This is a genomic window from Kineococcus radiotolerans SRS30216 = ATCC BAA-149, from assembly GCF_000017305.1.
Lineage (GTDB): Bacteria > Actinomycetota > Actinomycetes > Actinomycetales > Kineococcaceae > Kineococcus > Kineococcus radiotolerans.
This window is the reverse complement of the sequence record NC_009664.2, coordinates 2,358,173-2,370,040: the sequence shown is the minus strand read 5'-3', so window position 1 is coordinate 2,370,040 and position 11,868 is coordinate 2,358,173. Positions and strand designations below refer to the sequence as shown.

Genomic DNA, 11,868 nt, shown 5'->3' with positions numbered 1-11,868 from the left:
CGCGGTCGGGCGGGACTGCGCCGAACGGGGGACCGCGGGTGGCCCGCGGCGCCGCGCGCTCATGCCCCGGCCCCCGGCGGTCGATCCCTGTCAGGTGGCCGACCTCCCCGAGCAGCGCGAACGGCGCACGATCAGCCTGCGCACCAGGCTCCTCGTGCTCGTCCTCGTCCCCTTGATCGGGTTCTCCGCCTTCGCCTCCATCCTCGTGACCCACCGCATCCAGCGGGTGCAGGCCGCCGAGCACGCCGTCCGCGAGGTCCACGCCGCCATCGCCCTCGACGCCCTGCGCGCCCGCATCGCCGAGGAGGCCATCCCGCTGGTCTCCAGCGTGGAGCTGCTCGAGCTGAGCACCGCCGCGGGCACCACCCGCGAGCGCGAGGACCTCGCCGTCGACCTGCACTCCCTCTACGAGGAGGCGATGAGCCGCACCGACGCGACCGCCGCCGACGCCGGCACCGACCCCCTCGCCCGTCCCGCCGTCGAGGGGACCGCGGCCCGCCTCGCCACCGTCCGCGCCTCCCGGGGCGCCGGGGAGACCCCCAGCCAGCGCACCACCAGCAACCGGCAGCTCTTCGACAAGTACCGCTACCTCGTCGAGGAGCTCAGCGCCGCCGTCGACGCGCACCTCACCGTCGCCGCCGACGAGGTCGCCGACGGGCAGCTGCAGGACGCCGTGGACGACCTGCGGCGCACCGCCCGCGCCACCACCCTCGCCGGGGAGGAGATCCCCTACTACCTCGGTCTCGTCGCCGCCCCCGCCGGCGGCGAGGGTCCCGCCCGCCAGTCCTTCCTGGGCAGCTGGGCGGGGTTCCGGCTCGCCTCCGGCGACGTCCTCACCGCCAGCGGGGCCGCCGTCCGCTCCGGCTGGACCGCCGCGCTGGCCCACCCCGACTCCCGCACGGTCGACCAGACCCTCGCCGACGCCGTCGCCACCCCCGCCGGCGGCGTCCCCGACTCCGCGGTCCTCCTCTCCCTCAGCACCGCCGTCGTCGGCCGCGACGACGCCCTGCGCGCCGTCCTCGACGCCGCCGCCGGCGCGGCCGTCGAGGCGGCCGAGACCTACCGGGCCCAGGCCCAGCGGGAGCTGCTGAACTACTCCGCCGTCACCGCCGTCCTGCTCGCGCTGTCCGTGGGCGGCACCCTCTACACCAGCCGCTCCATCGCCGGGCCGCTGGCGCGCCTGGCCGCCGCCGCGCGCTCGATCAGCCTCGGCGAGCTCGTCGAGGTCCACGTCGAGGGCCCGCCGGAGGCGCGCACCGTCGCCCGCGGCCTCGGGGCGGCCGTCGTCAGCCTGCGCTCGGTGCAGGCCCAGGCCCAGGCCGTCGCCGACGGCGACCTCGACGACGAGATCCTGCGCCGCCCCGTCGGCGGTCCGCTGGGCCGCGTCGTGCACGCCTCGGTGCGCCAGATCATCGGCGCCATGCACGAGCGCGAGCGGCTGCAGGAGGACCTGGCCCACCAGGCCACCCACGACGCGCTGACGACCCTGCCCAACCGGGCCGAGGCCCTCGCCCAGACCGACCGCGCCCTGCGCCGGACCCGGCGCACCGGCGACCGGGTCGGGCTGCTGTTCGTCGACCTCGACCAGTTCAAGACCGTCAACGACTCCCTCGGGCACGGGGCCGGCGACGCCGTCCTGCGCACCGTCGCCGAACGGCTGCGCGAGCGCGTGCGCGCCGTGGACGTCGTGGCCCGCCTCGGCGGGGACGAGTTCCTCGTCGTCGTCGAGCCGGTCCAGGACGAGAAGGGCCTGCTCGACCTCGGCCAGGCCCTCATCGACGCCGTGTCGGCCCCCATCGCGCTGGCCGGCTCCACCGAGACGACCGCCAGCGTCGGCGCGAGCGTCGGCGTCGCCGTCAGCCGCCACGACCCCGGCTCCCCCGACGGCTCCGTCGACGCCGACCGGCTGCTGCAGGAGGCGCACACCGCCGCCTACCGGGCCAAGGCCGCCGGCCGCGGGCGCGTGGAGGTCTACGACGACGAGCTGCGCCACGCGCTGGCCGCCCAGGCCGCCGTGGAGGAGGGCCTGCGCCACGCCCTCGTCGCCGACGAGCTCGTCCTGCACTACCAGCCGGTCACCGACCTCGACACGGGCCGCGTCCGCAGCGTGGAGGCCCTCGTGCGCTGGGAGAAGCCCGGCGAGGGGCTCGTCCCGCCCGGGCGGTTCATCCCCGTCGCGGAGAGCTCCGACCTCATCTGCGACCTCGGCCGGTGGGCGCTGCGCACGTCCCTGGCCCAGCTGCGCGCCTTCGACGCCGCCGGCGGGGACTGCGCCGGGCTGCGGGTCGCGGTCAACGTCTCCGGCCGCCACCTGCGCTCCCCGCGCCTGGTCGACGACGTCCGCGACGCCCTCGCCGCCACCGGGACGAGTCCGGAGCGGCTCACCCTGGAGATCACCGAGACCGTCATGGTCGAGGACCGCGCCGCCTGGTCGCGGCTGGGGGAGCTGCGCGCCATCGGCGTGCGGATCGCCATCGACGACTTCGGCACCGGCTACACGTCCTTCGGGCAGCTGGCCCGGGTCCCCGTCGACGTCCTGAAGATCGACAAGAGCTTCGTGGACTCCGACGACCCCCGCACCGTGGAGCTGGTCCGCCTCGTCGTGGGCGCCGCGCGCAGCTTCGGGCTCGGGGTCGTGGCCGAGGGCGTGGAGCAGGCCGAGCAGGTGCACGCGCTGCGCGCCACCGGCTGCGACACCGTCCAGGGGTTCTACTTCTCCCGGCCCGTCCCCGCCGCCCGCCTGGAGGACGCCGTGCGCGGCTGCCAGGAGGTCTTCGACGCGACCTGCGAGTTCGAGACGGCGAGCTGACGGGCGTACCCTCGCGGAGGCCCACCCCCCTCCCAGGAGACGACGTGTCGGTACGGACGCCCAGCGGCTCGGCCCTCGACCCCGGTCACGTGACCGACGACGCCATCCGCTCGACCATGACGAACTGCTCGCGCGGCGAGGCGCACCGGATGCGCGTCCCCGAGTGGGTCCACGGCAGCGACCCCGTCCACGGGGTCGTGGGCTGGCGCGACCCCAAGTCGCCCGAGCGCGGCTGGATGCTCGTCCCCCTCGGGGAGGCCGTGGTCGGCCTCGCGCTGCGCGCCACCCCCGGCAAGGGCGTCCGCACCACCGCGATGTGCGACCTGTGCCGCACGACCCGCGCCCCCGGCGAGGTGTCGCTGTTCGTGGCCGCCCGGGCCGGGGAGGCCGGGCGCAAGCTCAACACCGTCGGCACCTACGTGTGCAGCGACCTGGCCTGCGCCGACAACGTGCGGGTCCTGCGCCCCACGCCGACGCTGAAGCCGGACCCCGGCCTGAGCATCTCCGAGCGCGAGGCGGCGCTGCGCGAGCGCGCGGCCGCGTTCGCGGAGAAGGTCCTGGCCTCGCGCTGAGACGGCCCGGGCGGGGACGTGCGGCCGGTCCCGTCCCCGCAGCGACCACGGGGTCGGGCGGGGACGGGGACCGGTCCACCCGGTGCTCAGCCGAGGATGCCGCGGGTGACGGCGACCTGCTCGGTGAGGACCTGCCCGATGAGGCTCTGGGTCTCGTTGATCTGCTCCACCGAGCCCTGGATCTGGGCCAGGGACGAGGTGACGGCTTCGACGCGGGCCTGGATGGTCGCGACCTGGGCGCCCACGTCGGTGGTCGCGCGCTCGGTCTCGCCCGACAGCTCCTTGACCTCCTCGGCGACGATGGCGAAGCCGCGACCGGCCTCGCCGGCGCGCGCGGCCTCGATGGTGGCGTTCAGGGCGAGCAGCTTGGTCTGGGCGGCGATGGCGGTGATGGTGCGCACGACCTGGCTGATCTCCGCGCTGGCCCGGGTGAGCGCGGCGACCTCGGCGTTGGCCTCCACGGTCAGCTGCTCCCCGCGGGAGGCGACGTCGGTGGCGGTCACCACGTTGCGCTCCACCTCCCCGATGGAGGTGAGCAGCTCGCCCCCGGCGTCGGCGAGGCGGCGGGCCGCGGCGAAGCGCTCCATGGCCTGGCCGATGAGGAAGGCGGTGTTGCGCAGCGCGCTCTCCCGGCTGGTCGACATGACGAGCGTGCGGGTGGCGAAGAAGTCCATCGTCCCCACGACGCGGCCGGCCACGAGGATGGGCAGGCAGACGCCCGACTTCACCCCCGCGCGCTGGGCGACGGGAGCGCGCACGCAGTCGGTCACCTGCCCGAGGTCCTCGACGAAGACCAGGTCCTCGCTCGCCCAGGCGCGCCCGGAGAGACCCACGCCCCTGGCGAAGGAGGCCTCCAGGGTGACCCGGCGGAACTCCGCGCCGGCGTCGCCGGACTCCAGCTCGAAGCGCAGGGCGTGCTCGCGGGCGGGACCGGAGTCGTCCAGGCGCCAGAAGGAGCCGTACTGCCAGTCGAAGTCGCGGCGGATGGTGTCCAGGGCGGTCCGCAGGGCCTGCTCCTCGCCGGTGGCGCTGGTCAGCTCGCGGATGACGGTGGAGACGGCCGCGACGTCCTGGGCGGCCTTCTCCTGGCGCACGGCCTCGTGCAGCCGGGCCAGGGCGGCGGAGACCAGGGTGCCGACCGAGCGCAGGACCGCGAGGCGCGCGGGGGACGGGGAGAGCTGCTCGGTGGTGAAGAAGTCCATCGTCCCCACGACCCGGCCGGCGTCGAGGACGGGGAAGCAGATCCCGGACCTGATGCCCGCGCGCTGGGCGACGGGGGCGCGCACGCAGTCGGTCACCCGCGCCAGGTCGGGGACGAAGACGAGGTCGCGCTCGCGCCAGGCCCGTCCCGACAGCCCCACGCCCTCGGCGAAGGAGGCCTCCAGGGTGACCCGGCGGAAGTCCTCCCCGGCGTCGCCGCTCTCCTGCTCGAAGCGCAGGACGGGCCCGCCGGCCGGCCCGCGGGCTACGGCCCCGGTGCCCGGGTGCAGGCGCCAGTAGGAGCCGTAGGCCCACCCGAAGCGCTCGCGGACGGTGTCCAGCGCGACCCGCACCGCCTCCTGCGGGGTCCGGGCCCCGTCGAGGGCGCGCACGACCTCGGTGACCGCCTCGACGTCGGCCCGCGCCTCCTCGACCTCGCGGGAACGACCGGCGGCCGCCGACCTCGCACTGGTGCGTCCGAACACGCCCGTCTCCGTTCCTGCCGTGTGCCGTGGAGCACCCGGTGGGCTCGCCGCCGGTGTCCTTCAGAACTGAAGCATCGACGTGCGCGGCGGCGGGCTTGACTGCTGCGACCGTGTGATCGACGCGGGCGGTCGGCTCTCGGACCCCCCTCCCGAGGTGGCCGGGCGCTCAAGGACGGGGGCTGCAGCGTCGATGGGGGGCCGTGACCACCGCGCCCGAGACCGCGCCGACCGCCCGACCCGGTGCGGCGGAGCTGCCGGGTGCGCGGTCGGAGGCCGACGTGATCGCCGTGGACCCCGTCACCGGCTCCGAGCTGGGGCGCCTGACCCTGCAGGCCGGGCTGAAGGTCATCTCGGTGCTGGACGCCGCCGCTGGCGAGGTCGGCCTCCTCGCCAGCGACCTGCGCGCCCTGTACCTCCTGCAGGTCGTCGGGTCCCAGAACGCCGGCGAGCTGGCGAAGCGCATGTTCGTCCCGCAGTCGTGCGTGACGCTCATCGCCGACCGCCTGCAGAAGAGGGACCTGCTGTCGCGCGCACGGGATCCGCGCGACGGGCGCCGGGTCGTCCTCACCATCACCGCGGAGGGCCGGGGCGTCCTGGAGGCGGCCGCCGTCCTCGTCCGCGCCGAGCTGAGGTCGTTCTTCGCCCCCCTGTCCGCGGCCCACGCGCAGGAGCTGGCCGTCCTGCTCGGACGGGTGGTCGTCCCCGGGTCCGGCGAGGAGCACGCCGCGCCCCCCGCCTGACGGGCCCCTCGTCAGACCAGCCACTCCGGCGGCCCGGCGAGGCCGATCCGGTACCGCGCGGCGGCCTCGGACGGGCTGTGCGGGCCCAGGGCGAGCTGGAAGGCCCGCAGCTGCCAGCGGGTGCGCAGCAGCCGGGCGCGCGCGGCGGGCGTGCGGTCCCCGCGGCCGGGGACCCCGGCGAGGGGGGCGACGGACGGGGAGAGCACGAGCGCCCCGGCACCGGCGAGACCGGCGTAGAAGACCCGCTCGGCCCGGTTCAGCCCGCCCGGGTCGGCGAGGAAGCCCAGCAGGTCGGCGGGGACGGGTTCGAGGTCCGGCTCCACCGCCCGCAGGGCCTCGGCGAGCTCCCGGCGGCTGGCCGGGAGGTCCTGCGCGCCCAGCGCCCGCGCGCTGCGGGCCCAGTCGGCGACGTAGGCGTCGGCCCAGCCCCGCCCGAACCGCGGGGCCAGGTCGTGCCCGACGGCCTCCTGAGCGGCGAGGAAGGCGTCGGTGAAGGCCAGGTGCACCCAGCGCAGCAGGGCGGGGTCCGCGGCGGAGTAGCTGCGCCCGTCCCCCGTGCGGCCCCGGACCCGGCCGTGCATCCCCCGGACGCGCGCGGCTTCCCGCCCGGCGAGCTCGTCGGAGCCGAAGGTCGTCACGACGAGCCAGCGCGCCGTGCCGGCGAGGCGGGCCCACGGGTCGCTGCGGTAGGAGGAGTGCCGCTGCACCCCGGCCAGCGCCAGCGGGTGGGCGCCCTGCCCCAGCAGGGCCGCGACCCCGCCGACGAGGGTGGAGAGGTCGCCGTGGACCCGCCAGACGACGCCGTCGGGCTCGAACCAGCCCGGCCCCGCCCCCACGAGGGCGATGTCGCGCACCCAGTCCGGGGCCCCGGTGGGATCGCCGGAGACGCGGGCCCGGAAGGCGCGGCGCACGCGCGGGGCGAGGTCGGCGCCGGGTCGGGCCCTCACGCCCGGACGTCGGCGACGTGGACGTCGACGAGGACCGAGCCGCCGTCGGGGGCCGCCGCGCCCAGGACCTCGCGCAGCCGCTCCAGCACCGCGACCCGCACCGCGCGGCCCACCGAGGGCAGGTGGGCCCCGAAGCCCGCGGCCACGTCGACGACCACCGTCCGCAGGCGGTGCTCGTCGTCGGTGGCGCAGCTGATGGCGAGCGCGGAGGCGGCGGGGACGGCGTCGACGGCGGGGCGCAGCTCGGTGACCAGGACGTTGCCGTTGAGCAGGAACTCCCCGGCCCCGTGCCGGCCCAGGACGGGATCGGCGGGGCGGAAGGCGCGGCGGACCCGTTCGAGGACCTCGGCGCGCACCACGACCCACCCGCTCTCGGTGTGGGCGCGCAGGGCGGCGGTGGCGAGGTCGAGGACGTCCTCGCCCGGGCTGCGCGTCTCGCTGCTCACTGCCACCCCTCCAGTGCCGTCGCCAGCGCGGTGCGCGCTCTCTCGAGGAGACCACGGACCGCGGCCGCCGTCGTGCCGAGGACCTCGGCGATCTCGTCGTAGCTCAGGCCCTCGACCTCCCGCAGCAGCCACGCGGAGCGCTGCCGGGGCGGCAGGACGCCGAGGGCGAGGTCGAGGGCGTCGCGCAGGGCGGCCTCGACCCCGGCCCGGGCGGGGTCGGCGCGCAGGTCCTGGATCCGGTCGCGGACGGTGTCGAGGTCGACCTCGTGCGCCCCGCCCTCGCGGGAGCGGGCGTAGACCTCGTGGCGGCAGATGGTGAACAGCCAGGTGCGCACGGAGGCGTCGCCGCGGAAGCGGGGCAGGGCCCGCCAGGCGGCGAGGAAGGTCTCCTGGACGCAGTCGTCGGTGCGGCCGGGGTCGCGCAGCAGGCGGTGGGCGTAGCGGTAGAGGGAGGGGCCGTGGCGCTCGACGAGCCCGGCGAACGCGTCGCGGTCGCCCATCGCGGCGGCCCGGGCGAGGGCGGCGTCGTCGTCGGAGGGTGGGCGGACGTCGTCGCCCTGGGTGTCGCACATCGTCCGGCTGCTCCAACGATCGTCCCGAGGGCTCGATCAGAGCACGGGCCCGGCGGGCCCACCCGCCGAGGGGGACCGTTCGCCGCTGTGATGCAGCTCACGTCCCGGTGACCGTGACGAAACCGGTCCTCCTGCGCTCAACCACGTTCGACGCAGCACCGTGCTGCGACGGACGGGAGGAACCCACGATGAGCACCCAGACCACCACCTCGACCGGGACCACCGGCGCCACCGCCACCTCCAGCGCCAGCGCCCCCACCGCCCTGGCCAGCGCGCACGGCGTGACCACCATCGCCGACACCGTCGTCTCGAAGATCGCGGGCCTGGCCGCCAAGGACGTCTCCGGCGTGCACGCCCTCGGCGGCGGCGCCGCCCGCGCCGTCGGCGCGCTGCGCGAGCGCATCCCCGGCAGCCGGACCAACCACGCGCAGGGCGTCTCCGTCGAGGTCGGCGAGCGCCAGGCCGCGGTCGACATCGAGCTCATCGCCGAGTACGGCGTCGCCATCGCCGACCTCGCCGCCGCCGTGCGCCGCAACGTCATCGCCTCCGTGGAGCGGATGACCGGGCTCGAGGTCACCGAGGTCAACCTCGAGGTCGCCGACGTCCACCTGCCCGACGAGGACGACGCCGTCGAGGAGACCACCGTGCGGACCACCACCCGGGTCCAGTGACCCCCGGCGACCTCGCCGGTCTGGCCGACGACCTCGCCGCCACCGTCCTCGCCGTCCCGGGCGTCGTCCGCCTGAACGGCGGCGCGCTCGGCGAGATCGGGACCTACCTGCCCGGGCGCCGGGTCGCGGGGATCCGCCTCGCCGACCCCGACCGGACCGGCCCCACCGAGGTCCACGTCGTCCTGCGGGCCGACGCGCCCCTGCGCGAGGTGGCCGAGGCGGTGCACCTGGCGGCCGCCGCCCGGCTCACCGCGGCCGGCGCCCCCGCGGACGTCCGCGTCCACGTCGACGACCTCGCCTGACCCCCGGCGCCCCGCGCCTCCCGCACGAACCCCTGGAGGGAAGAACCGTGTCCTCGTCCACCACCGGCCTGCTGGCCGGGTTGCTGCTGGCCCTCGTCGGCGCCGTCGGCGGCTTCGGCTGGCTGCTGCTGGCCGTCCTGCTCGGCGCGGTCGGCTACGCCGTCGGAGCGCACCTGGAGGGGCGGGTCGACCTCGCGTCGGTCCTGCCGGGCCGTCGTGGCTGACCTGCTCGCCGCCCCCCGCACCGACCCGGGCACCCGGGGGCGGCTGGTCGTCTCCGAGCGCGCCGTCGCCCGCATCGCCGAGGCCGCCGCGCTCGTCCCGGGCACCCGGCGGACCGGCACCGCCCACCCGAGGACCGCCGCGGCCACCGTGTCCGGGGTCGTCGACGGCGTCCTGGGGCGCTCCTACCCCGACGTCGACGCGACCGTCGCCGGGCACCGCACCCGGGTCCGGGTCGAGGTGGCGGCCGTGTGGCCGCACCCCGCGCCGCAGGTGGCGGCCCGGGTGCGGGACGCGGTGGGCGAGGCCCTGGACCGGCTGGCCGGGATGACCGTCGACGACGTGTCGGTGGTCGTGGCCACCTACCTGACCGATCGACCGGACACCGCGAGGAGGGTCCTGTGACGACGACGACCACGACGACCACGACCGCGGCGGCGGCGCGCGCGGCCGGCGCGCGCACCGGGGCCGGGCGCGTCGGCGCCCTCGGTCCCGTCCTGGCCGTGCTGCTGCTGGCGCTGGCCGTGGTGGTGGGCCGCGAGGCGGCCCTCGGGCTCGGCTGGGCGAGCGGGACGTCCTGGCTCACCGCGGCCGCCGACGCCCTCGACGGCCTCGCCCCCTCGGTCGCGGTGGTCGTCGCGTCCTGCGCGGCGGTCGTCCTCGGCGCCTGGTGCGTGGCGACCGGCCTGAGCCGCCGGTCCCGGAAGGCGGTCGCGCTGGCCGCGACGCCCGGGGTGCACCTGGGCGTGCGCGACGTGGCGCGGCTGGCCTCCGGCGCCGCCCGCCGCTGCGACGGGGTGCTGGAGGCCCGCACGAGCGCCTCGCGGCGCACCGTCACCGTGACCGTGCGGGCCACCTCCGCCGCCGTGCGCGACGACGTGCGGGAGACCGTGGCGACGCAGCTCGCCCCCCTCGCCCGCGCGCCCCGGGTCCGGGTGCGCGTCCAGGCCCCGGAGGTGTCCTCGTGAGCCGGGGCGTGCTCGCGGTGGACCGCCTCGTCGCCGTCCTCCTCGGGCTGCTCCTCGTCGCCGGCGGGGTCGCCGGCCTGGCCTGGTGGACGGGCGACCTGGCTCCCGGGACGAGCCTGGACACCGCTCCGGTGGCCGACGTGACCGGGGCCGGCTGGTTCCCCGCCGCCTGCGGCGGGCTCGCGGTGGTCCTCGCGCTGCTGGGGCTGTGGTGGCTGCTCGCGCACGTGCCGCGCCGCGGCGCGGGGCAGGTGGCCCTGCCGGGGTCGGGCCCGCGCGGTGCGCTGCGGGTGGAGGGCGACGCCCCGGCGAAGGCCGCGGCGCAGGTGCTGGGCGCCGTGCCCGGGGTGCGCTCGGCGGGGGGTCGGCTGGTCCAGGACCGCGGGCGGCTGGTCGCGGAGCTGTCCGCGACGCTGGAACCGCGCGCGGACCTGGCCGAGGTCGCCGCCGCCGCGGGCGAGGTCCGCGGGCAGCTGCTGGAGGTCCTCAGCCGGCCCGACGTGGTGGGCCGGGTCCGCCTGGGCGTGGCCCGCGCCGACCGCGGTTCCCGGGTCTCCTGAGCCGTCCCCCGGTGGCCGCGACGGCGGCGGCCACCGGGGCGGGGACCCGTCCCGGTCCGGACGGCGTGTAGGCTTCCCCTGCAGCAATGCGGACGTAGCGCAGTTGGTAGCGCATCACCTTGCCAAGGTGAGGGTCGCGAGTTCGAGTCTCGTCGTCCGCTCTCTCCACCCCGGTGGGTACCGTCGGTCCCGTGAGGGACCGACGCACCGCCTGGATCGCCTTCCGCGCCTGGCGCAACCTGCCCGTCAGCGTCCTCGCGCTGCTCTGGGCCCGTGCCCACCACGCCGACATCACCCTGGGGCCCGACCTCTTCTTCGAGTGCTCCGGCATGCCGCGCGGCAGCTACGGGCGGGGCGGGACGACGGTGGGCAACGTGTGGCTGCACGGCGGCCTCGGGGGCGAGCGCCGGCGCCGCCACGAGCTGCGCCACGCCGACCAGTACGCCCTCCTGGGCACCGTCCCGTTCCTCGCGCTGTACGGGCTGAACGCCCTGGTGACCGCGAACCGCCCGCACCGCAACGTCTTCGAGCGGTGGGCCGGGCTGGAGGACGGCGGCTACCGCCCCCCGGCCCGCCCCGCTGACCCGCCCCGCTGACCCGGCCCGCTGACCCGCCCCGCGGGGCGGGGGCTCAGACGCGGGCGACGACCTCCTCGGCGAGGTCGCGCAGCTTGCGGTTGGCGTTCTGCGACTGCGTCGCGAGGTGCTGGAAGGCCTCGTCGGCGGTGCAGCCCAGGCGCGCCATGATGACGCCCTTGGCCTGCTCGATGACGGCGCGGGACTGCATCGCGGTCTGCAGGTGCTCGCTGCGCGAGACCGCCGCCGCGTACAGGGAGTGGTTGGCCAGGGCGACGGCGGCGTAGCCGGCGAAGTCCCGCAGCAGCTCCAGCGCCGCGGCGTCCAGGGGCGGGTGGGACGTCCGGTAGACGTTGATCCCGCCGAGGACGCCCTGCGGCATCGGCAGCCCCACCGAGAGGGTGCTGCGCACGCCGCGGCGGGCGGCGACCGCGGCGAACTCGGGGTAGGTCTCGTCGTGGGCGGTGTCGTCGATGCGCAGCACCTGACCGGAGTCCGCGGCGTCGATGCAGGGGCCGAAGCCCTCCTCGTACTGGCGCTCGTCGAGGTCGATGGCGAGCCGGCCGGTGAAGGCGACCGTGCGGGCCTTGCCCTGCAGCAGGGTCACCGAGACCTCGTCGGCCCCGGGGACGCAGGCCTGGACGAGCTCGGCGACGCGGGTCATGACCTCCCCCAGCGGCCGGGTCCCGACGACGAGGCGGCCGAGCTCGGCGAAGGCCTCCTCGAGGGGTACCAGCCCCTGCGGGCGGGGCACCGGGGCGTTCCCGGGGGGGTCGATCGTCTCGCTGGTCATGACGGT

15 protein-coding genes and 1 tRNA gene are annotated in these 11,868 nt (G+C 77.0%); 11 read left to right on the top strand and 5 right to left on the bottom strand.

Going from position 1 to position 11,868, the window contains the following annotated elements:
- Positions 1 to 94: 94 nt before the first annotated feature.
- Together KRAD_RS24330 and KRAD_RS11440 are read left to right on the top strand one after the other, a co-directional pair.
- Complete coding sequence (locus KRAD_RS24330) at positions 95 to 2,809, top strand: putative bifunctional diguanylate cyclase/phosphodiesterase (RefSeq protein WP_049821171.1); 2,715 nt, start codon at positions 95 to 97, stop codon at positions 2,807 to 2,809.
- 44 nt (positions 2,810 to 2,853) lie between these two features.
- Positions 2,854 to 3,381 carry an FBP domain-containing protein gene (locus tag KRAD_RS11440; protein ID WP_012085767.1) on the top strand — a complete coding sequence of 176 codons (528 nt, stop codon included), beginning with the start codon at positions 2,854 to 2,856 and terminating at the stop codon, positions 3,379 to 3,381.
- Positions 3,382 to 3,467: 86 nt separating this feature from the next.
- Here the strand turns inward: KRAD_RS11440 and KRAD_RS11435 are convergent, their stop codons facing one another.
- Positions 3,468 to 5,066, bottom strand: coding sequence for a GAF domain-containing protein (locus KRAD_RS11435; RefSeq protein ID WP_012085766.1), 1,599 nt, complete (start codon positions 5,064 to 5,066; stop codon positions 3,468 to 3,470).
- A gap of 200 nt (positions 5,067 to 5,266) precedes the next feature.
- Between KRAD_RS11435 and KRAD_RS24325 the strand changes: the two genes are divergently transcribed.
- Positions 5,267 to 5,806: a MarR family winged helix-turn-helix transcriptional regulator gene (locus KRAD_RS24325; protein ID WP_012085765.1), complete on the top strand. Its 540-nt coding sequence runs from the start codon at positions 5,267 to 5,269 to the stop codon at positions 5,804 to 5,806.
- Between the two features lie 11 nt (positions 5,807 to 5,817).
- Here KRAD_RS24325 and KRAD_RS11425 read toward each other — a convergent pair whose 3' ends face one another.
- Genes KRAD_RS11425 through KRAD_RS11415 form a run of 3 tightly spaced genes read right to left on the bottom strand, consistent with a single transcriptional unit; the run spans position 5,818 to position 7,771 of the window.
- Positions 5,818 to 6,753: an oxygenase MpaB family protein gene (locus KRAD_RS11425; protein ID WP_012085764.1), complete on the bottom strand. Its 936-nt coding sequence runs from the start codon at positions 6,751 to 6,753 to the stop codon at positions 5,818 to 5,820.
- Complete coding sequence (locus KRAD_RS11420) at positions 6,750 to 7,199, bottom strand: hypothetical protein (protein ID WP_012085763.1); 450 nt, start codon at positions 7,197 to 7,199, stop codon at positions 6,750 to 6,752. Before KRAD_RS11420 ends, KRAD_RS11425 begins: the two co-directional genes overlap by 4 nt.
- Positions 7,196 to 7,771 (bottom strand): RNA polymerase sigma factor, encoded by a 576-nt coding sequence (locus KRAD_RS11415; RefSeq protein ID WP_012085762.1) that lies wholly within the window; start codon positions 7,769 to 7,771, stop codon positions 7,196 to 7,198. The genes KRAD_RS11420 and KRAD_RS11415 overlap by 4 nt, the downstream gene beginning before the upstream one ends.
- 188 nt (positions 7,772 to 7,959) lie before the next feature.
- Between KRAD_RS11415 and KRAD_RS11410 the strand changes: the two genes are divergently transcribed.
- The 8 genes from KRAD_RS11410 (at position 7,960) to KRAD_RS11380 (ending at position 11,090) form a co-directional block, all read left to right on the top strand.
- On the top strand, positions 7,960 to 8,442 hold the full coding sequence (locus KRAD_RS11410; protein WP_012085761.1) for an Asp23/Gls24 family envelope stress response protein: 483 nt from the start codon (positions 7,960 to 7,962) through the stop codon (positions 8,440 to 8,442).
- Positions 8,439 to 8,744: a hypothetical protein gene (locus tag KRAD_RS11405; RefSeq protein ID WP_012085760.1), complete on the top strand. Its 306-nt coding sequence runs from the start codon at positions 8,439 to 8,441 to the stop codon at positions 8,742 to 8,744. The genes KRAD_RS11410 and KRAD_RS11405 overlap by 4 nt, the downstream gene beginning before the upstream one ends.
- A gap of 47 nt (positions 8,745 to 8,791) precedes the next feature.
- On the top strand, positions 8,792 to 8,968 hold the full coding sequence (locus KRAD_RS25095; RefSeq protein ID WP_012085759.1) for a hypothetical protein: 177 nt from the start codon (positions 8,792 to 8,794) through the stop codon (positions 8,966 to 8,968).
- Positions 8,961 to 9,371, top strand: a complete 411-nt coding sequence (locus KRAD_RS11400) for an Asp23/Gls24 family envelope stress response protein (RefSeq protein WP_012085758.1) — start codon at positions 8,961 to 8,963, stop codon at positions 9,369 to 9,371. Before KRAD_RS25095 ends, KRAD_RS11400 begins: the two co-directional genes overlap by 8 nt.
- The gene (locus KRAD_RS24320) at positions 9,368 to 9,934 is read left to right on the top strand and encodes a DUF6286 domain-containing protein (protein WP_012085757.1); all 567 of its coding nucleotides are present in this window, start codon (positions 9,368 to 9,370) and stop codon (positions 9,932 to 9,934) included. Before KRAD_RS11400 ends, KRAD_RS24320 begins: the two co-directional genes overlap by 4 nt.
- Entirely contained in the window at positions 9,931 to 10,494 is a 564-nt protein-coding gene (locus tag KRAD_RS11390; RefSeq protein ID WP_012085755.1) for a hypothetical protein, read from the top strand. The genes KRAD_RS24320 and KRAD_RS11390 overlap by 4 nt, the downstream gene beginning before the upstream one ends.
- Before the next feature lie 88 nt (positions 10,495 to 10,582).
- A tRNA-Gly gene (locus KRAD_RS11385) sits at positions 10,583 to 10,655 on the top strand.
- 30 nt (positions 10,656 to 10,685) lie between these two features.
- Positions 10,686 to 11,090 (top strand): hypothetical protein, encoded by a 405-nt coding sequence (locus tag KRAD_RS11380; protein WP_012085754.1) that lies wholly within the window; start codon positions 10,686 to 10,688, stop codon positions 11,088 to 11,090.
- Positions 11,091 to 11,124: 34 nt separating this feature from the next.
- Here the strand turns inward: KRAD_RS11380 and KRAD_RS11375 are convergent, their stop codons facing one another.
- Positions 11,125 to 11,862: a GAF and ANTAR domain-containing protein gene (locus KRAD_RS11375; RefSeq protein ID WP_012085753.1), complete on the bottom strand. Its 738-nt coding sequence runs from the start codon at positions 11,860 to 11,862 to the stop codon at positions 11,125 to 11,127.
- Positions 11,863 to 11,868: the final 6 nt, after the last annotated feature.

Coding starts and splice junctions, on each gene's coding strand:
- KRAD_RS11375 (WP_012085753.1), bottom strand. CDS start 11,862: ATGACCAGCGAGACGATCGACCCCCCCGGGAACGCCCCGGTGCCCCGC.
- KRAD_RS11415 (WP_012085762.1), bottom strand. CDS start 7,771: ATGTGCGACACCCAGGGCGACGACGTCCGCCCACCCTCCGACGACGAC.
- KRAD_RS11410 (WP_012085761.1), top strand. CDS start 7,960: ATGAGCACCCAGACCACCACCTCGACCGGGACCACCGGCGCCACCGCC.